Origin of the sequence: Kitasatospora sp. NPDC008050 (assembly GCF_042957465.1) — a bacterium.
Classification (GTDB): domain Bacteria; phylum Actinomycetota; class Actinomycetes; order Streptomycetales; family Streptomycetaceae; genus Kitasatospora.
This window is the reverse complement of sequence record NZ_JBIBIJ010000012.1, coordinates 226,598-246,905: the sequence shown is the minus strand read 5'-3', so window position 1 is coordinate 246,905 and position 20,308 is coordinate 226,598. Positions and strand designations below refer to the sequence as shown.

14 protein-coding genes are annotated in these 20,308 nt (G+C 71.2%); all 14 read left to right on the top strand.

All coding sequences use genetic code 11. The annotated features are described in order from the left end of the window. The first annotated feature begins 8 nt into the window (after nt 1–8). The 14 genes from ACFZB9_RS24270 (at nt 9) to ACFZB9_RS24205 (ending at nt 20,192) form a co-directional block, all read left to right on the top strand. The gene (locus ACFZB9_RS24270) at nt 9–1,274 is read left to right on the top strand and encodes a condensation domain-containing protein (RefSeq protein ID WP_391450354.1); all 1,266 of its coding nucleotides are present in this window, start codon (nt 9–11) and stop codon (nt 1,272–1,274) included. A gap of 215 nt (nt 1,275–1,489) precedes the next feature. Continuing rightward, the gene (locus tag ACFZB9_RS24265) at nt 1,490–1,696 is read left to right on the top strand and encodes a hypothetical protein (protein WP_391450377.1); all 207 of its coding nucleotides are present in this window, start codon (nt 1,490–1,492) and stop codon (nt 1,694–1,696) included. Between the two features lie 41 nt (nt 1,697–1,737). Next, nucleotides 1,738–2,511: a thioesterase II family protein gene (locus ACFZB9_RS24260; protein ID WP_391450352.1), complete on the top strand. Its 774-nt coding sequence runs from the start codon at nt 1,738–1,740 to the stop codon at nt 2,509–2,511. A 42-nt stretch (nt 2,512–2,553) separates the two neighbouring features. Continuing rightward, on the top strand, nt 2,554–4,209 hold the full coding sequence (locus tag ACFZB9_RS24255; RefSeq protein WP_391450351.1) for a non-ribosomal peptide synthetase: 1,656 nt from the start codon (nt 2,554–2,556) through the stop codon (nt 4,207–4,209). Then, on the top strand, nt 4,206–4,901 hold the full coding sequence (locus ACFZB9_RS24250; RefSeq protein ID WP_391450349.1) for a thioesterase II family protein: 696 nt from the start codon (nt 4,206–4,208) through the stop codon (nt 4,899–4,901). The genes ACFZB9_RS24255 and ACFZB9_RS24250 overlap by 4 nt, the downstream gene beginning before the upstream one ends. Continuing rightward, nucleotides 4,898–6,307 (top strand): condensation domain-containing protein, encoded by a 1,410-nt coding sequence (locus ACFZB9_RS24245; RefSeq protein ID WP_391450347.1) that lies wholly within the window; start codon nt 4,898–4,900, stop codon nt 6,305–6,307. Before ACFZB9_RS24250 ends, ACFZB9_RS24245 begins: the two co-directional genes overlap by 4 nt. Next, complete coding sequence (locus ACFZB9_RS24240; protein WP_391450345.1) at nt 6,304–7,500, top strand: cytochrome P450; 1,197 nt, start codon at nt 6,304–6,306, stop codon at nt 7,498–7,500. The genes ACFZB9_RS24245 and ACFZB9_RS24240 overlap by 4 nt, the downstream gene beginning before the upstream one ends. A 33-nt stretch (nt 7,501–7,533) precedes the next feature. Then, nucleotides 7,534–10,602 carry an amino acid adenylation domain-containing protein gene (locus tag ACFZB9_RS24235; protein WP_391450343.1) on the top strand — a complete coding sequence of 1,023 codons (3,069 nt, stop codon included), beginning with the start codon at nt 7,534–7,536 and terminating at the stop codon, nt 10,600–10,602. After that, a complete protein-coding gene (locus tag ACFZB9_RS24230; protein WP_391450342.1) occupies nt 10,587–12,359 on the top strand; it encodes an amino acid adenylation domain-containing protein in 1,773 nt (590 codons plus the stop codon). The genes ACFZB9_RS24235 and ACFZB9_RS24230 overlap by 16 nt, the downstream gene beginning before the upstream one ends. Continuing rightward, the gene (locus tag ACFZB9_RS24225; protein ID WP_391450341.1) at nt 12,359–13,084 is read left to right on the top strand and encodes a hypothetical protein; all 726 of its coding nucleotides are present in this window, start codon (nt 12,359–12,361) and stop codon (nt 13,082–13,084) included. The genes ACFZB9_RS24230 and ACFZB9_RS24225 overlap by 1 nt, the downstream gene beginning before the upstream one ends. Beyond that, complete coding sequence (locus tag ACFZB9_RS24220) at nt 13,066–14,091, top strand: phosphopantetheine-binding protein (protein ID WP_391450339.1); 1,026 nt, start codon at nt 13,066–13,068, stop codon at nt 14,089–14,091. Before ACFZB9_RS24225 ends, ACFZB9_RS24220 begins: the two co-directional genes overlap by 19 nt. A 293-nt stretch (nt 14,092–14,384) precedes the next feature. Beyond that, on the top strand, nt 14,385–15,845 hold the full coding sequence (locus ACFZB9_RS24215; RefSeq protein WP_391450338.1) for a condensation domain-containing protein: 1,461 nt from the start codon (nt 14,385–14,387) through the stop codon (nt 15,843–15,845). A 52-nt stretch (nt 15,846–15,897) separates the two neighbouring features. Beyond that, complete coding sequence (locus ACFZB9_RS24210; protein WP_391450337.1) at nt 15,898–16,656, top strand: thioesterase II family protein; 759 nt, start codon at nt 15,898–15,900, stop codon at nt 16,654–16,656. A gap of 53 nt (nt 16,657–16,709) precedes the next feature. Then, entirely contained in the window at nt 16,710–20,192 is a 3,483-nt protein-coding gene (locus ACFZB9_RS24205; protein ID WP_391450336.1) for an amino acid adenylation domain-containing protein, read from the top strand. The last annotated feature ends 116 nt before the right edge of the window (nt 20,193–20,308 follow it).

The window sequence follows — 20,308 nt, the reverse complement described above, 5'->3', positions numbered from 1 at the left end:
CGGGAGCGGTGACCTACGGTCAACTGTCGGTCCTGCGCTCGCTGGAGACGCACGGGCCCGACCACCGGTCGGTCGCCAACCTGATCAGCGTCTGGGAGGTGCCGTTCGGCGTCGGGACGGCCCAGGTGATGGACGCCTGGCTCCAGTTGGTGGCGGCACACGAGTCGCTGCGGACCACCTACGACCTGGGCGGCCCCGCACCGACCCAGACGGTTCACCCGTACCGCCCCTCCAGGGTGGCGGCAGTCGAGCTGGCCGAGGACAGCTTCGCGGCGGCCCTGCGGCTGGCAGCCGAGTCGGCAGCCGAGCCGATCGACATCGAGGCCGAGCTGCCGTGGCGTGCCTTCGTCACGACCTACCAGGGCGATGCGCTCCACCTGGTCACCGTGATCCACCACGTGGCGGCCGACAACGGTGCGTTGCGGGTGCTGGAGGAGCAGTTCGGCCGGCTCCTGGACGGCGGGACGCTCGGGCCGGTGGTCCAGCCGCTGGAGATGGCGCAGGAGCAGCAGGAGGAGTCGGGTGCGCGCAGCGTCCGGCACTGGACCGAGGTCTGGGGCCAACTCGTCCCGGCGGACCGGGATCCGGGTGACGGCAGTGAGCGTCGCCGGGCCTCGCTCTACAGTCCGCAGGGGCTGGCCGCCGCGCAGGAGCTCTCCGAACGGCTGAAGGTCTCGGTCCAGTCCGTGGTGCTCGGCGTCGGCGCGCTCGCGCTGGCCCGGCTCAAGCGGACCGAACGGCTGACCTTCGCGTTGATGGCCGCCAACCGGCTCGTCGCTCCGTGGGTGCCGCTGGTCGGTTCGCTCAACCAGTTCGCCCCGGTGACCATCACCATCGATGAGGAGGCCAACCCGCTGGAGTACCTGCGGGCCGGCTACTTCCAGTGCATGACGGCCTACATGCACGGCTGCTACGACGTCGACGCGCTGAGGACGAGCCTTCAGCAGTCGGGCCGGCCGGAGACGGACCCGACCGCCTTCGCCAAGCACTTCAACTTCCTCGGCGACGTGGACGCCGAGCCCGACGCCGGATCGGCCCTGCGCACCGGGATCGAGTGGCGCCCGTCCACCCAGCGGTCCGGGCCGAACTTCCATCTCGCGGTGGCCACCGGCAAGGGACTCCTCATCGGCGTGGGCGCGAGCTGCGACTATCTCGAAGGGAATCTCCCGGCTGTCCTCGCGGCCTCGATCGAAGCCGGTCTGATCGCGATCTCCAAGGGCTCCGAGAGTTCCCTGGGCGAGGTGTCGCTGGACAATCCGTGGCGGATTGTCTGAGAGTTCGCAGATTGTGGGGGGAAATTTCTCTCCCCCCACAAGTTGGCTGCTCACAGCTGTGTGGAGCCAGTTCTAGAAGCCTGCGCAGATGCCGCGAAGCTGCTTCTTCATAATGAACACCTCCCTATCTGTGGTGACTATAGCCATAGGCGGTCGGGGAATGGAAGAAAATTTCTGACCAAGGTGCGGGAAAGGCGGTTAGGGTGTCGCTCGTGATGGACTCGTACGCTGATCCGGGAGCGCCGGATCACCGAAAGGGCCGCACCGTGATCGCCATCGCCCATCGCCTGCACACCGCGCACGAAGCGGACCGGGTCGCGGTCATGGACGGCGGCCGGGTGACCGAACTGGGCAGCCGTACCGAACTGTCGGCCGCCAACGGCGGCTACGCGGCGCTGTGGAAGTCCTGGCACGGCGCCTGACCGCGCACCCCACCCCTCTCGATCTGCAGGAACGGAACCTCATGCACTCGGCAGCACCGCAGACGGCCCGGAGCTGGGTCCGACCGATTCCCGGCCGGACCGCGCCCGGCGGCCTTCGGCTCTTCTGCTTCCCGTACGCCGGGTCCGGCGCCTCGGTCTTCCGGGAGTGGGGCGCCGGCCTCCCGGAGGGGGTCGAGGCTCTCGCCGTGCAGCTGCCTGGTCGGGAGGACCGCTTCTTCGACCAGCCGATCGCGGATCTGGACGAGCTGCTGGACGCTCTCGTCCCGGCCCTGCTCCCGTACCTGGACCGGCCGTTCGCCTTCTTCGGTCACAGCATGGGGGCCATCGTCAGCTGGGAGCTCGCCCGCAGGCTCCAGCGTGAGCAGGGGCTGGAGCCGGTCCGGGTCGTGGTGTCCGGCTGCCGGGCACTGCCGTTCCATGAGTCACGGCCGCCGGGCGAGCTGGACCTCTCCGACGAGGAGTTGCTCGACGAGCTCCGCCGCCTCAACGGCACGCCCGAGGAGCTGCTGCAGAACCCGGACTTCGTCACCTACATCCTGCCGACCTTCCGGGCGGACCTCTCCCTCTTCGCCGGTTACACCTACCGCCCGGGCGAGTTGCTCAGCTGCCCGGTCTCGGCCTTCGGCGGCAGCGCGGACCCCAGGGTCAGCGAGGAGCAGCTCAAGGGCTGGGCGGAGCTGACCACCGGCCGGACCGAGGTGGAGGTCTTCCCCGGCGGACACTTCTTCCTCAACGCCGAGCGGGAGAACGTGCTCCGGAGCATCTCCCGGGCACTCCCGGCGGTCGGTCACTGACCAGTATTTCCTGACCTGAAATACGATCGAGGGGCTCGCGTGGTGACAGTATGGAACGTCGTCCAGGCTCAGGTGGAGCGAACACCCGAGGCGGTGGCCGCGCGGGCTGCACAGACCTACACCTACCGTGGTCTCGCCGCGCTGGTCGCCGACCTCGGTGAGCGGATAGCGGCGAAGGTCCGGCCGGGCTCCCTGGTGGCGCTCGACGCGTCCAACCGGGTCAGCGGGGCTGTCGGCATCCTCGCCGCGATCGCCGCCGGCTGCGCCGTCCTGCCGCTCGACCGGGAGAGCCCGGCGGCCAGGCGGGCTCGGGTCCTCGACGACGCCCGCCCCGCCCTGCTGCTGCGTGAGCTGGCCGAGGCACAGTTCGCGCTGGAGGAGAGCGGCCTCCCCTCGCCGCCGCGGCAGCCGAGCCTGGGCGAGGTCGCGTACATCCTGTACACCTCCGGCTCGACCGGACAGCCCAAGGGCGTCATGGTTCCTCACGACGCCCTGGTCGACCGGCTCGCGGGCCTGGCCGAGGTGCCGGGGCTGGCGGCCGAGGAGACCGTGCTGGCGCTGAGCGCGCTCTCCTTCGACATCTCGCTGGCGGAGCTGCTCCTCCCGCTGACCGTGGGCGCCTGTTTCGTGGCCGTCCCGGCCGAGACCCGGGCGGACCCGTTCGCCTTCGCGGAGCTGGCGGCCGCGGCCGCGCCGGACGTCATCCAGGCCACCCCCAGCTTCTGGCGACTGCTGCTGGCCTCCGAGTGGACGGGAGCGTCCGGCACGCGGCTCTGGTGCGGCGGGGAGCAGCTCACCCCCAGCCTCGCCCGGCAGTTGCTGCCGCGGGGCAGGGAACTCTGGAACCTGTACGGTCCGACCGAGACCACCATCTGGGCGACGGCGGCGCGGATCGACTCCGCTGAGCGGATCTCGCTCGGCGAGCCGCTGGCCGGGGTGGGCGTCCGCATCGACGACAACGGTGAACTCCTCCTCCACGGATCGGGACTGGCGCACGGCTACCTCGACCGGGAGGAGCTGACGGCCGAGCGCTTCCCGCAGGGCGACACCCCCCAGGGCCGCCGGCGCGTCTACCGCACCGGCGACCGGGCCCGGCTGCGGCCGGACGGCTCGCTGGAGTTCCTCGGCCGCCTGGACAACCAGATCAAGCTGCGCGGGCACCGGATCGAGCTGGGCGAGGTGGAGGCCACCCTGGAGGAGCACCCGGCCGTCTCGCAGGCCGTCGTGCTGCTCCAGGACGCCGACCGGCCCGAACTCGCGGCGTTGGTGGCCTTCGTGGTGCAGCGGGCCGAGGCGGACCTCCAGAGCTGGCTGAAGGACCGGTTGCCGTCGAGTCACCGCCCCGCCCGGATCATCGCCCTGCCCGCGCTGCCCCGCACCACCAGCGGGAAGGTGGACCGGGTCGCCCTGGCCGCCGGCCTGGCCGCCGGCGACCGGGCGCCGGCGCCCACCGCGCCGCCGTCCCGGGGCGACGTCCACGCGCTCGTGGCCGAGGCGTGGCGGCAGACGCTCGCCGCGGACCGCATCGACGAGGATGCCAACTTCTTCGACGTCGGCGGGAACTCGCTCCTGCTGGCCGTCCTCCAGAAGCGGCTCTCCGACGGTCTCGGCGTCCGGGTGCCGATCCGGCAGATCTTCAGGAATCCGACCATCGCTGGGCTGGTCGACAGCATCCTCCGTACGAAGGTGTCGAGTTGAACCTCTACTGCATTCCCTACGCCGGGTGCTCGGCACGCGTCTACGACTCCTGGCAGCGGCACCTTCCGGAGCGCGTCACCGTCCTGCCGATGGAGCTCCCCGGCAGGGGCGCACGCTGCGTGGTGGAGCCGATCGACGAACTGGCCCCGCTGCTGGCGGACTTGTCCCAGCAGCTCGACCTGACCTCGCCGTACGTGCTGTTCGGCCACAGTTACGGTGCGGTGCTCGCCTTCGAGCTGGCCAAGCTGCTCCGCGCCAAGGGTGACCCCGAGCCGGCGGCACTGTTGGTCTCGGCCAGCCGCGCCCCCCGGCTGCTGGGCGCCGACGCGGACACCCATCGACTCTCCGATGCCGAACTCACCAAGCGGCTGGCCGAGTTGGGCGGAACTCCGCAGGAGCTGCTGGAGAACGAGGAGTTGATGGAGATCTACCTTCCCGTCATCCGCGCCGACTACCGGATCCTCGGCGAGTACGGCACGGGCACCCCCGGCACGGTCGGCTGCCCGGTGGTGGCGTTCTACGGGGATGCGGACGATGAGGCCGACCTGGCCTCGGTCGAGGAGTGGGCGAACTACACGGACAGTTCTTTCGGCGTCGAGAAGATCCACGGGGACCACTTCTTCCTGCACGCGGCCGAAAGTGAACTCGTGGCCGCTGTCGAGGCGGTCTGCACGAAGGGTGAGTTGAGTTGAGCCGGACCACCGTGTCGAGCGAGAACGCCGTGTCGAGCGAGAACGCCGTGTCGAGCGAGAACGCCGTGTCGAGCCGGAGCACCGTGTTGACGCAGACCACCGCGCCGGTGACCTTCGGTCAGCTGTCGGTCATCCGCGACCTGGAGCTGTCGGCGCCGGACGAGCAGAGCGACGGGAACCTGACCGCGGTCCACGCGCTGCCGCACGGTACGACGGCCGCCGAGGCCACGGCTGCCTGGTCGACGCTGGTCGAGCGACACGAGGCGCTGCGCACGGTCTACGACCGGACTCCGGCCGAGCCGCTGCAGATCGTCCAGCCCTTCGAGGCGTTCCGGCTCGACCTGGTGGAGCTGCCGGACGGGAGTCCGCAGGCCGCCGAGGCACTGGCCGAGGAGATGGCCGAGCGGGAGATCCGGGTGGAGGTCGAGCACTCCTGGCGCGCGGTCATCGCCACCCACGCCGGGGCTCCTCGCTACCTGGTCTGCGTCCTGCACCACCTCGCGGTCGACGCCGCTGCCTGGGCGCTGCTGGAGGAGCAGCTCCGGACCCTGCTGGCCGGTGGTTCGCTCGGATCGGAGCCGGTGCCGCAGCCGATCCAGCTCGCCCTGGCCCAGCGCACGCAGGAGAGGCAGCGACGCCGGACCATCGAGTACTGGCTCAAGGCCTGGGAAGGCTTCGTGGAGGAGGACCGGCAGGCCGGGGACACCAGCTTCCGGGTGAAGGCGAGCCTCTACTCGGAGGTTGCCATGACGGCCGCCGTCCGGCTCTCCGAGCGACTCGGCGTCTCCGTCCAGTCCGTCATCCTGGGTGCCTCGGCGCTCAGCCTGTTCCAGTTGAAGGGCCGTGACCGGGTCACCCTCGGCCTGTTGGCCGGGAACCGGAACGACCTGCGGTGGGGCACCCTGGTCAGCAGCATGAACCAGCTCGCCCCGATCACCGTGGCGGCGGACCGCGGGACCCACCCGGACGCCGTCCTGCGCGCGCTCTACCGGGGCGGTCTCGAACGCCTCCTGCACGGCAGCTACCACATGGACGAGTTGCGTGAGCGGCTGACCGCCAACGGCCACCCCAACCCCGACCCGGTGCTGTTCAGCTGCTACTTCAACTTCCTGGGCGAGATCGCCGAGACCCCGGAGCCGGGCTCGCCGAGCCTTGCGGGCATCGAATGGGCGTCGAACGCCTGGCAGGCCAGCCCGAGCTTCAACCTGCGCGCGGCGACCGGGGCGGGCCTGCACCTCTCGCTGACCGCCAGCCGGGACTATCTGACCCCCGAACGCACCGGGCTCTACCTGGCGACCGTCGAGGCCGTCCTGGTCAGCCTCGCGGACGAGGCGCCGAGCAGCCTGGACGAGATCGGCTACGCCCCGCTGCGCAGGGTCGACCAGTTTCCGGAGAACACCAAGTGACCGCGAGTCAGGCACCGCGCTGCCCCTACCGCGACGACGACCGCCCGGCGGCGGACCCCTGCGCCGACTACCTCCCCCTGCGGGGCGCGGAGCCGGTCCGCTGGGACGAGGACCTGGAGGTCTGGATCGTCTCCGGGTTCCGCGAGACGACGGCTCTGCTGCGCCACCCCGCCCTGTCGGCCGCCTGGCCGCAGCGGGGCACCACCACGCTGCACCAGGCGGCCGACGGTGAGGGCCGCGCCTCGGAGGTCGTGCGCAGGTGGTTCATGTTCAACGACGACCCCGAGCACGCCGCGGCGCGCCGGATCGTCGCGCCGCTCTTCGCGGCCGACCGGATCGCCGCGATGCGTCCCGCCGTGGAGAAGCTGGTCGACGAACTCATGGCGGGGCACACGGGCGGGCTGGACGTGATGGCGGACCTCGCCGTCCCGCTCTCCAGCCGGGTCATCTGCCAACTCCTGGGCCTGCCCGAGGAGGTCGCACCCCGCCTGCACGACTGGGCGCCGGACATCGCGGCGCTGCTGATCGCGGACTACCTGCCGGAGGTCAGGAGCAGGGGCCACCGTGCGCTGCAGGAGATCGCGGAGGTGGTGGACGAGGCCCTGCGTTCGGAGGTCCCGGCGGGCTCGGGGCTCTGGCTGCTGCGCAACGCCCACCGCGAGGGCGTCATCGAGGCCGCCGACATCCGGGCCACCGCGAGCCTGCTGATCTACGCCGGGTTCGAGACCACCTCGACCTTCATCGGCAAGGCCGTGCGGGCCGCGCTGCACGCCGGTGCCTGGGCCGGCGTCCGGACCGGTGAACCGGCTGCCGTGGTCGATGAGCTGCTTCGCTTCGACACCTCCGTCCAGCAGGTGGCGCGGGTCGCCACCGCTCCGGTGGAGGTGGCCGGCCACCGGATCGCGCAGGGGGATCTCGTCCTGCTGATGCTGGGGGTGGCCAACCGTGACCCGGTCGTCTTCGCCGACCCGGACGTGCTCGACCACGGCCGCGAGATCAGGCGGCACCTCACCTTCGGTTTCGGCGCGCACTACTGCCTCGGGGCCGCGCTGGCGAGGCTGGAGGCCGAGGTCGCGCTGGAGCGGCTCGGCAGCCGGTGGGCGGGGATCGTGCCCGAGGGGCAGCCGGTGACCAGGCAGCACTTCGGCATCACGGTCCTGGAGCACCTCAGCGTGCGCGGCACGGCCTCCTGACAGCCGACCGCCGAACCCTGAAGGAGAGTTGGGATGATGCGAGCTACCCGCGAGAGCCCGGAGTCCACCGACGGCCGGCTGATCCACGAGTCGGTGACCCGGCACGCCCTGCGGCACCCCGAGCGGATCGCGCTGCGGCAGGGTGACGTCCGGGTGACCTACCGGGAGCTGGACCTGGCCAGTGACGACCTCGCCGCCGATCTCCACGCGGCGGGTGTCGGCCCCGGAGCGCGCGTACCGGTGCTGATGTCGCGCTCGCCCCGGTTCGTGGCGGTCATCCTCGCCATCCTCAAGTGCGGGGCCGCCTACGCCGTGCTGGACCCGACCTGGCCCCAGGAGCGGCTCCGCACGATCATCGGGCAGCTGGACCCGCCGGTGCTGGCGGCCCAGACCCCGCTGGACCTGGACCTGGGCGTTCCGGACTGGTCCGGCGTGCACTCCTCGATCGGGGAGGCGGTGCTGCGCGGGCGCCGGGCTCCTGGCGTGCCCTGCGAGCCCGCCGCGGCGGCCGCCGTCTTCTTCACCTCCGGCAGCACCGGTACGCCGAAGGGGGTGGTCTCCCCGCACCGGGCGGCGGTCCGGCTCTTCCAGCGCGACTCCTTCGCCGACCTCGGTGCCGGCCACACCATGGCGGGGGTCAACTCCCTGTACTGGGACGCCCTGACCCTGGAGGTGGTGGGCCCGCTGGTCAGCGGTGGGACGGTCGCGCTGATGGAGGAGGAGTACCTGCTGCCCGAGGGCCTGGCCGCACTGGTGCGCAACCACGGCGTCGACACCGCCTGGCTCAGCTCCTCCCTGTTCAACATGTTCGTGGACGAGGACCTCTCCTGTTTCGAGGGGATGAGCCAACTGCTGATCGGCGGGGAGCGGGTGTCGCAGCACCACATCCGCAAGTTCCTCACCCGGCACCCCTCGGTACGGCTGATCAACGGGTACGGCCCGGCCGAGGCCTGCGTCTTCGCGACCACCCACCCGGTCACCCTGGCGGACACCGACCACCCGGACGGCATCCCGATCGGCCGGGTCGTCCCGCAGACCGCGGTCCACCTGCTGGACGGTGACGCGCGCTGCCGCCCGGGGGAGACCGGTGAGATCTGCGTCGCCGGCGCAGGTCTGGCCGACGAGTACCTGGGCCAGCCGGTGGAGACCGCCGCGCGCTTCGTCACGGTCGAGCTGGACGGTACGCCCACGCGCGTCTACCGGACGGGTGACCTGGGCTTCGAGGCGCCCGACGGGGTCCTGCACTACCGGGGGCGGACCGACCGCCAGGTGAAGATCCGCGGCTACCGGATCGAACCGCTGGAGATCGAGAACGCCTGCCTCCGCCTGCCCTCGGTGGAGCGCGCGGTGGCGGTGCCGGTACCCGACGAGGACGGCGCCCTCTCCCGGATGGCGCTGTTCTACGTCCAGGGGGCCGACGGTGCGCCGGTCGCCGAGGAGGCGGTGCGCGCCTGGCTCGCCGCCGCCCTGCCCACCCACTGCATGCCCGCCGAACTGAGGGAGTTGGCGGCCGTCCCACTCACCCCCAACGGCAAGGTCGACACCCGCGCACTGCTCGCCACCCTCTCCCGGGCGACTGCGGGTCCCTCCCCGGCAGCCGCCCACGCGGCGCCGGCCTGCGGGGACCACCAGGGCATCGCACGCGAGGAGTATGCCCGGATCGTCGGGTGGGAGGCGGCGCCGGAGCTCGCGTTCGCGACCCTGGGTGGGACGTCACTGGATGCGCTGCGGCTGTGCGCGCGAACGGCGGGCCGGACGGGCCGGCAGATCTCGGTCTCCGCCTTCATGCGCACCCCGACCCTGAACGGCCTGCTGGCTCTGGTCGAATCGGCCGCCGCACTGCCGGGGAGCCGTCCTGCCGAGGAGACCGGCCGGATTCTGCTGAGCGGTGTCCAGGCGAACTTCTGCCTGCTGCACGAGATGGTGCCCGACGACCCGTCAGCGATCTGCCAGGTGGCGTGGCGGGTCTCGGGAGCGCTGCGACTCCCGCTTCTGGAAGCCGCGTTGAACGATCTTCATCAGCGCCATGAGGGTCTCCGGGCGGCCTACCGGGTCGATGAGGACCCAGTGGCCGTGCTGCCCGGTCCCCTGGACGGCATCCGGGTGGAGAGGGTCACCGCGGACCGGTTCGACCAGGCGCTGCGCCGGCCGTTGCGGATCGAGGACGGCGAGGTCTGGCGCTGCGTGTACGCCGAGACCGGGCTGTTGGGGCTGGCCGTGCACCACGTGTCCTTCGACGGCTGGTCCCAGGGGCTCCTGGTCGCCGATCTGGCGCATGCGTACCAGGCCCGGTCCAGGGGGACGGCACCGCGGTTCGCGCAGGCGTCCCCCGGTCTGCGGCGCCTGGCCGAGGAGGAGGCGGCCCTGCGCAGCCCGGACGACCACGCGGACCAACTGCGGTACTGGACCTCGACGCTGGCCGGGATGCCCGATCTCGACTTCCCGCCGCCGCTGGACGAGGAGGAGACGCCCGTTGTCCTCACCGTCGGAGCGGACGCCGTCGCCGCTCTCTCGGAGCTGGCCCAGGGGGTCGGCGCCACGCTCTTCGCCCCGCTGGTGGCCTGCTACGGCGCCGCTCTGACCGAGGTCCTGGGCCGGCGGGACTTCGGGATCGGAGTGCCGCTGGCCCGGCGGTTCGGCCAGGAAGCGGTCCGGGCGGTTTCCTGCCTGGTGGACACCCTCTGCCTGCGCCTGCCGGCGCTGGACGGGTGCCGGACGCCGCAGGAGGCGCTCGGTGCCGCACTGCCGGTGGTGGAGGCGGCCCTCGCCCACCAGGACGTGCGGTTCGCCGACGTGGTCCGGGAGCTCCGGCCGCCGAGGACCGGCCGGAATCCGCTCTACCAGACGCTGTTCGCCTATCAGGGCAACGAGGACGTACGGCTCGAACTGCCAGGGTGCACGGTCCAGCCGTACTCGCCGGGGGCCGAGGCGGCCATGAACGAACTGGTCTGTGAGGTGTGGCCGTTGCCCGATGGGGGCCTGCGGGTGCACCTCACCCACCAGGGTCACCGGGTCGGTCGGGACGTGGTGGAGCGCGTCGCCCGGGTGTACCAGGAACTGCTTGACGGGGATAGGAGTGATCTTTCATGCAGGACACCTTGAACGAGCGGACGGTGGTCCGTCTGCTCAGGGCGGTCGTCGACTCGTCTCCGGACGCGATCGCGGTCGAGTGCGGTGAGCAGAAGCTGACGTACCGTCAGTTCTGGGATTCGGCCGCCGTGCTGGCGGGGCGGATCCAGCAGGCCGAGGGCTACCGGAGCGGCTGCCTGGTCGGTCTGCTCTTCGACCGGGGGGTGGCGGGCGTCGTCGCGCAGTTGGGCAGCTGGCTCGCGGGCGCCGCGTACCTGCCGCTCGATCCGGCGCTGCCCGACGGCCGGATCGAGTCGATCCTGCTCGATGCCCGGCCGATCGCCGTGCTGTCCCAGGACGGGCTCGCCGGGCGCGTGCCCGCGGGGATCCCGGTGCTCGACGGCTCCGCCGGCGCGGCACTCCCCTCGACGGTGCGGTCGGCCCAACTGGCCTACGTCATCTACACCTCCGGGTCGACCGGTACGCCCAAGGGTGTCGAGGTCGGCCACGCGGGGCTGGAGAACCTGGTGTCCTGGCATCGGAGGGCCTACGGCACTGGGCCCGGCGTCAGGGTCGGAGCCTTCGCCGGGCTGGGGTTCGACGCCACGGTCTGGGAGGTCTGGGCGGCGCTCGCGGGCGGGGCGACGCTGGTGCTGCCGACCGAGCGGGTGCTCGTCGACAGTGCGGTGATCGCCGAGTTCATCGAGCGCAGCGCCATCACACACTGCTTCCTGAGCACTCCGCTGGCCGAGCAGCTGTTCGCCCTCCCGAGCCCGCCCGCCGGCCTGGCCGTCCTGCTGACCGGCGGCGACCGCCTGCGGGTGAACCCGCCGACGTCCTTCCCCGCCGCCGTGTTCAACCACTACGGTCCGACCGAGGCCACCGTGGTGACCACCGCCAGCGACGACCTGCGCCGCAGCCCCACCGACGCCGCACCGGTGATCGGCCGCCCCATCACCGGTGCGCAGGTGCGGCTGGTGGATGCCGAGGGGGCCCAGGTCACCGAGCCGGGTGTCCCCGGGGAGCTGGTGATCGGCGGTGACGTCCTGGCCCTGGGCTACCGCAACGACCCGGAGCTCACCGGCCGCAGGTTCGTCCCCGGTGAGGGCGGGGGCCGCTGGTACGCCTCCGGCGACGTCTGCCGCTGGACGGCCGACGGCGAGCTGGAGTTCGTGGAGCGGCGGGACGCCCAGGTCAGCATCCGTGGCCACCGGGTGGAGCCGGCCGAGGTCGAGCAGGAGATCCTCGCCGTTGCGGGGGTGGACCAGGCGGCCGTCGTCCACCTGCCGGACGAGGACGGTGGATCGCTGCGGGCCTTCTTCTGCGGCGAGGCCCAGGCGCGGGCCATCCGCACGGCACTGACCGCCCGGCTGCCGACGTACATGCTCCCGGCCGGTCTGCACCGGCTCGCCGCGATGCCGCTGACCCCCAACGGCAAGATCGACCGGAAGGCCCTGCTGGCCACCCCGGTCGAATCCCCGGTCGAGCCCCCGTCAGAGCCCCCGTCAGAGTCCCCGTCCGAGCCGACGTCCGAGCCCCTGTCCGAGCCCTCGTCGCCCGGAAGCACCGAGGAGCGGATCGCCGCGATCTGGTCCGAGCTCACCGGGAACCTCCCCGGCTCCCAGGACAGCTTCTTCGAGATCGGCGGGCACTCACTGATCGCCGCCCGGGCGGTGTCCCGGACGCGTGAGCAGTTCGGCATCAAGATCGGGCTGCAGACCATCTTCAGCCATCCCGTCCTCGCGGACTTCTCCGCCAAGGTCGACGAAGCCGTCAGGAGCGCGAAGTGATGCAGAACCGACCCGTCGTGGTCATGGAGTTCGGGAACGAGATACCCCCGAGGACCTTCGACGGCATCCTCCCGGACGGGTGGGACCAGAGAACCCTCAGAATCGACCCATTGCACTACCCCGGCCTCGCCGACAGCGTCCCCGGCACGGCCGAGCAGGCCGCCTACTGGGCCGAGAGGATCACCGCCGCCGGGCCGCCCCCCGTCATGGTGCTGGCCTACTGTTCGGCCGTCGGCCTGGCCTCGGCGCTGGTCGGGGCGCTGCCGGCACCGAACGTCCCGCTCATCCTGTTCGACCCGGCGGCGCCGGGCCCCCTGACCCCGCAGGAGTTGCTGACCGAACTCGTCCGGGCCATGGACGAGTCGGCCGAGGTGCCCACGATCACCGGCCTGCCGCCCGGCACCGCGCTCGCACTGGCCAGCTCCTGCCTCCTCTCGGTGGTCGTCGGCTGCTCGCCCGAGCTCGACGAGGAGATCCTGGTCGAACTGACCGAGGGGCAGCGGGCTTGGCTGAGCTTCACCCTCGCGTCGGCCGTGCCCCTTGAGACACCGCCGGCCCCTGAGCACGTCGTGCTGAGCGAGGAGGTCGAGTGGACGGGCTCCGGGGTGGTGCACCGGGTCGACGTGACGGCGGCCGAGCTGTTCCGCGCACCCCGGGTGAAGTCCCTGCTCACCGAGCTCCTGACCACCGTGGAAAGGGAAGCCCCGTGCTGCCCGCATTCGTAGAACGGGACGCGGTCGATGCCCTGGTCGCGGCCCAGTGGTCGCGCATCCTCGGCGAGCCCCCGGCCGCCCTGGACACCGACTTCTTCGCCTCCGGCGGCACGTCCCTGAAGGCGGCCCGGCTGGCCAGCGCCCTGCGGGGCGCCTGCGGCGTCAAGGTCCCGCTGCAGCGGATCTACGAGCTGCGGACCCTCCAGGGCATCAGCTCCTGGCTCCGGGGCGACACCCGTGCCGCCCACGGGCGGTTCGTCACCCTCAACGCGACCGGCGCCGGCACACCGCTGCTGCTCGTACCGGCGGCCAGCGGCGGCGTGGTCGGCCTGCACCGATTCGGGGGTGACCCGGTCGACCGGCCCGTGCACGGCCTCCAGGCGCGCGGTCTCAACCTCCAGGACGGCCCGCCGAGCAGCGATCTCGGCGAGAAGGTGGCGGACTTCGTCGAGGTGCTGGAGACGTCGGACGTGCCGCGCCGCCTGCACCTCGCCGGCTACTGCATCGGCGGCATCCTCGCGTACGAGCTGGCCCGGGCGTTGCAGGGCCGGGGCTGGGAGATCAGCTCGCTGCTGCTGCTCAACACCTCCCTCTACTGCCCGCCGCTCACCGTCGAGGAGGGCATGCGGGAGAAGCTGCGGCAGCTCGTCGCCGAGGCGGGCCTGCCGGCCGAGGTGGCCGAGCGCGGAGCCGAAGCCGTCCTCCAGGAGCTTGCCACCGGCGAGGACTACGCCGACTTCGATGCCCGGGTACGCGTCTTCGGCTCCGCCGGTGCCGCGATCTCCGGCTACGCCCCGCCGCCGGCCGACTTCCCGGTCCGGCTCTTCTCCACCGAGGACCGTGACGACCCCGCCGACATCGCCGCCACGCCCGGACCGGTGGTCGACTGGCCGGATCTCGGCCTGCCGGACTACCGCCAGTACGCGGTGCCTGTCGACCACTTCGAGATGATCAACCATGCGCCCACCCTGGCGGCGGTGGAAGCCGTGATGGCGGAGATCGACAGCACCGGGCCGTGATCGCGGATCCTTGACAGGGGGAAGAGGTCCATAAGAATATGTAGCCCACACTGCATGAGTTGTACCGTTCGCTCATCGAGTGGTATCCGCGTCGGCAACTCCTCGCAGGCCCTGGCCCATTGAACACAGGCCCTGGCCCGTTGAACACAGCCCCCCTGGCCCATTGAAAACAGGCCCTGGCCCATTGAACGCCCGCACATTTCCGAGGCCCGACGGCCCGCCATTTCCCCTTGCCGAACTCGTGGTTTCGGTGCGCCTTTCGTGAACCATCGATCCAAAGATTGGTTGGCCAAGTGGAAAACCCCGGTGCTGCCACCGAAGATCTTCAGGAATGCATCCACTCCGGCGACCCGGAAGTCCAGGACGACCCGGAAGTCCAGGACGCCCAGGACGGCCAGGCCTGGTTCGAACTGTGGAACGTCCAGCAGGGGTTGTGGCTCCAGCACGAGTTGGACGAGGGCCGGGCGGAAGCCAACCTGCCGGTGTGGGAGCACCTGCACGAGGCGGTGGACATCGCCGCCATGCGCCGTGCGGTGGCTCTCCTGGTGGACCGGCACCAGGCCTTGCGGCTGTGCTTCCGGGACACCCCGGGCGGCCCGCGCCAGCGCGTGCTGCCCGTGCACGACCTCGAAGTGCCGTTCGTCGACCTGGCCGGCGCGGCCGACCCCGAGGCCGAACTGGACCGGCTCGTCCGGGCCGAGAACGCGACCGCCTTCGACGATCTCGGCACACCGCCGGTGCGGGTGAGGATCTACCGACTGGCGTCCGACCACCACTGCGTCTACGCGAACCTGCACCACATCGTCTCGGACGGCACCAGCATGGGCATCCTCATGCGCGAGCTGCTGCTCTGCTACCGGGCCTTCGCGGCCGGCGAACAACCGGCGCTGGCCCCGCTCCCGACGACGTTCCAAGCGTTCCTCCAGGGCCGGCGGCAGTGGCTGTCGACCGCGCAGAGCAAGTCCATGGAGACGTACTGGCTCGACCAGCTGGCCGCCCCGCTGCCGAGGCTCCGGATCGGGGACTACGACGCACCCGCCGAGGACGTGGTGAACGAGACGCTGGAGTTCGGCGTCGAGGCCGACCTCGCCAAGGGGCTGGCAGCGCTGACCAAGGAGTTGCACGTCACGCCGCACATCCTGCTGCTCAGCGCGTTCGCGGTCGCACTGCGGGACATCAGTTGCGACGACGACATCATCGTGTGCGTCCCGTTCTCCGGTCGCGACACCAAGGAACTGGACGGAATGGTCGGCGGCTTCGTCAACCCGCTCTCCATCCGGATGACGATGTCGGACTCCGATGCCTTCGACGAGGTCGTGCGCCGGGCCCGGACCGCGAGCATCGGCGCGTACGCGAACAGCCGCTATCCGTTCACCCGGCTGTTGGAGAAGCTCGACGTCGAGGCCAGGCCCGGTCGGAACCCGGTCTTCTCGACCTCCTTCCAGTTCGCGGACTTCCTGCCGCCCGCCAGGCAGACCTCGCAGCTCGACCTCTGCCTGTTCGGCAAGCCGGCCGGGGACCGGCTCAGCCTGCGGCTCAACTACAACTCCCGGCGGCTCGCGGAGTCCGAGGCCAAGGAGGTCCAGTCGGCCTTCCTGGCCGTACTGCGGCAGGTCACCGACGACGCGGCGATCTCGCTGGAAGCCCTGTCGGAACCCCTGCGGCAGGCACGGCGGGCGACCCGGACCACGCCCGGCAGCCGCCGTCGGCTGGGGACGCTGCGAGCCTCCCGGCCCACGGCGCCGAACGCCTGAGCCGGTACCCGGTCAGGTCACCGAAGATCAACTCCGAGGAGCAGTAGTCCAGATGAAGGCGTTCGTCAGGCAACTCGCCGACCGGCCGCAGGCGGGCACGCGACTGTTCTGCTTCCCGTACGCCGGGGGCGGCGTGTCGACGTTCCGAGACTGGGCCGCCGCCCTGCCCGGCGACATCGAGCCGTGGGCGATACAACTACCTGGCCGTGAGGAGCAGTTGGGTACGCCACCGCTCGACCGGATGGGCGATGTGCTCAACGCGTTGGTGCCCGCGATCATCCCGCACCTGGACCGTCCGTTCGCCTTCTTCGGGCACAGCATGGGCGGCCTGGTGGCTTGGCACCTCACCTGTTCCCTGCAGCGGATGGAGGCCGGTTCACCCACCCGGCTGTTCGTCTCGGCATGCGCACCGCCACAGGTCCGGGACCCGGCCGCGCGGCAGCACCACGCAGATCCGGACGAGGAGCTCATCGAGAAGCTGCGTTCGTGGAATGCCACTCCGGAAGCGGTGCTGGCGGATCCGGAACTGATGACCCTGCTGCTCCCGGCGATCCGCGCCGATCTCGCGGTGGTCGAGACCTACCGGTTCAACGGCGCGCCACTCCTGAACTGCCCGGTCACCGCATTCGGCGGGACCGAGGACGACTCCGCGGGCCATGCGATGCTGCCGCGTTGGGGTGAGCTGACGGCCGGTGGCTTCGATCTGCGCATGTTCCCCGGCGGCCACTTCTTCCTGCACTCCGCCGGTCCGGCCGTGCTCGCGGAAATCTCCGGCCGGCTCGGTGCCACGTCCCGGCAGAACAGTCACTGACCCGAACTCTTTGAGAAATCCGTGCCCTCGATCGATGGAACAGGTGGAACGACATGTCGCAGCGGTCCGTGGTCGACGTTGTCTCGGATGTGTGGACGGCCGTCCTTCGGACCGGGATACCGGGACCGGATGCCAACTTCTTCGCACTGGGCGGCAATTCACTGCAGGGCGCCAGGGTGATCAGCCGGCTGCGCGAGGAGCTGGGCCTGCGGATCCCGCTCAGCGTGCTCTTCGAGGCCCAGACCCTCGCCCGGCTGGCCACGGCCATCGAGGGGATGCGGGAGACGGCGCCCGGGGCGGCCATGACCATCGAGCCGCTCGGGGAGCGTTCGGACGACGTCTTCCACGCCCCCACGTCGTTCACCCAGCAGCGCCTGTGGGTCGACGAGCACATTCAGGGGCCGAGCTCCCGCTACAACATCCCGGTGGCGAGCGAGCTCGTGGGACCGCTCGACGTCACGGCGCTGGGGCAGGCCGTCCAGGCGCTGGCCGACCGCCACGAGGTCTTCCGTACCACCATCAAGGCCGTCGACGGAGTCCCCGAGCAGGTGATCCGGGCCCACCTCGATCTGCCGCTGACCGTGGTCGACCTCCGCGAGGAGCCGCCGGAGCAGCAGGAGCAGGTCCTGGCCGACCTGCTCCTCGACTCCGCCCAGCGGCCGTTCGACGTGGAGCAGGGGCCACTGCTCCGGGTGGAGCTGTACCGACTGGACGAGCAGTGGCACGTCCTGCTCATCAACCTGCACCACATCATCACCGATGTGCACTCCTTCGGGATCGCCATGTCCGAGCTGCTGGAGCTGTACGCGGCAGCCGCCGGCGGCACGCCCCCCGTGATCGAGAAGCCCGCGGTGCAGTACGCCGACTACGCCGCCTGGCAGCGGCGCACGGTCAGCGGAGCCGCGCTCGACCGGCAACTGGACTACTGGAAGGCCCAGCTGCGCGGTCCGCTGCCCGTGCTGGATCTTCCGACCGACCTGCCGCCCCGGGAGAGCACCACGAGCCGTGGGGCCTCGGTGGACATCGAACTCCCCCGGGCGGTGTCGCGGCGGATCCGCGAGCTGTCCAAGGAGAACAACGCCACTCCGTTCATGACCATGTTCACCCTGCTCAATGTGCTGCTCAGCCGGTACAGCGGCCAGACGGACATCGTGGTCGGCATCCCCAGCGCCAACCGGGACCTGCCGGAGCTGGAGTCCATGCTCGGGTGCTTCCTCAACACCCTTGCCCTGCGCAGCGATCTGTCCGGCGATCCGACGCTGACCGAGCTGCTCGGCCGGGTACGGGCCCGGATGCTGGAGGCCTTCGTCCGCCAGGACGTTCCTTATGAGCGGGTGGTCAACGCGATCTCGACCGACCGCTCCTCCCGGCAGGCGCCGTTCCGGGTCATGCTGGCGTTCCAGCACGAGGTGCCGGCGCCGGAGCTGGCCGGGCTCACCGTCACCGACGTCGATCTGGACCTGAACCTGAAGGCGGTCAAGTTCGACCTGGTGTTCCGGGTCGTCGAGACCGAGTTCACCTACCGCCTCGCACTCGACTACAACACCGAGCTGTTCGTCGAGGAGAAGGCGTGGCGCATCCTGGAGCATCTGAGTGTGCTCGCGGCCGATGCGGTGGCCGCTCCCGCCAAGCGCCTCTCCGACCTCACCATCCTTCCCGACGGGGAGCGCCGGCAGCTCGAACAGTGGTCCACCGCGGCCTGCGGTCCGTACCCCACCGATCTCTTCCTGCACCGCTTGTTCGAGGAACAGGTGCTCAGGACCCCGGAGGCGGACGCGGTCGAAAGCGGTGACGATCGGGTCAGCTATCGCGAACTCGACCGCAGGGCGGCTCGGTTGGCCGCGGAACTGACGGCGCGCGGTATCGGCACCGACGATCTGGTCGGCCTGTGCGCGGACCCGTCGGTGGACCTCATGGTCGGGATCCTCGGCATCCTCAAGGCCGGGGCCGCCTACGTGCCGATCGATCCGCTCTCACCGGTCGACCGGATGTCGTACGTCGTCGCGGACAGCGCGATGAAGGTCCTGGTCACCACCCCGCAGCTGCGCGACCAGCTGCCGGCGGCCGTCCTTGCGAGCGTGGACGCCGTGACGTGCGACATCGCGGGTTCCGGCGCCGTCCGGAAGGACGGCTCCACCGGTGACGACGACCGGGAGCCGGACCGGGAGCCGGACGGTGCGCAGGGCGGCGCCCGGGAGCCCGCATCGCACCCGTCGCAACTGGTGTACCTGATGTACACGTCCGGGACCACCGGCAACCCCAAGGGCGTCGGACTGCCGCACACCGCGATCACCCCGTGGATCCAGTGGGCCCAGGACACCCGCCCCATCGGGCCGGGCACCCGGGTCGTGCACAACCTCTCGTACCACTTCGACTGGTCCGTCGAGCAGATGTTCCACGCGCTGACCGCCGGCGCCTGCCTGGTGATGCTGCCCCGTGAGGTCCGGGCCGACGGCCGGGCCACCGCCCGGTTCATCAACGAGCGATCGATCCACCTGCTGTACCTGACGCCGACTCAGATGCGCGGCATCACGGACGCCGGCATCGGGATGCCGACGCTGCGCCACGTGTCCATGGGCGGCGAGAACCTGGACGCCGACCTGGTCGCGCGGACCCGCGGGGTCGTCTCCGCGCAGTGCGAGATCTGGAACGAGTACGGGCCGACGGAGACCGCGGGCGCGGCGCTGGTCGGCCGCATGGGCGACGAGCCGGTGGAGCGCAGCTCCATGCCCCTGGGAGAGCTGATCGCCAACGCTTCGTGCGCGGTGGTCGACCGATGGGGGAACCTGCAACCGATCGGTGTCCCCGGCGAGCTCTGGATCGGTGGTGACGGCGTCGCCCGCGGCTACCGCAACCGGCCCGCCCTGACCGCCGACCGTTTCGCCCCGGACCCGGCCCGACCCGGCCGTCGCCTCTACCGCACCGGTGATCTGGTGCGCCGCCTGCCCAACGGGGAGATGGAGTTCCTGGGCCGGGTCGACAGCCAGGTCAAGATCCGTGGCGTGCGGGTCGAGCTGGAGGAGATCGAATCGGTGCTGCGCGGGCACCCGGAGGTGACGAACGCCGTGGTCGTCCTGGAGCCCGACCAGCGGCTGGTCGCCTATGCGGTCCGGACGCCGGGCAGCGAGCTCGACGAGGCCGCGCTGCGCGCCCACCTCGCCCCGAAGCTGCCCATCGTCATGCAGCCGGCCGTCTTCATGTGGCTCGACGCCATCCCGCTCTCGCCGACCGGAAAGGTCGACCGTCAGCGGCTTCCCCGGCCCGAGGCTGCCCCGGTCAGCAAGCCGACCGTGGCGCCGCCGACCACCGAAACGGAACGCACCGTCGCGGCGGCCTGGGCGGAGGTGCTCAAGCTGGACGTGGTGGACGTGCGGGCCAACTTCTTCGAGAGCGGCGGGGATTCGTTCTCCCTGCTGGCGGTCGTCAGCCGACTGCGGACCGAATTCGAGCTGGACATTCCGGTGCGTGCCCTGGTCGACACGCCGACCGTCGCGACGCTGGCCGCGCGGATCGAGGCGCTGCGCCGGATGACATGACCCCCGGTTCCTCCGGCGCGGCGGCCGCGGCGACCGTTGCCGCGGCGGTTGCCGCCCGGCCGTGAGCAATCCGTCCGCAACCGCCCGCCCCCGGTCGAAAAGGGAGGGGGGAGGCC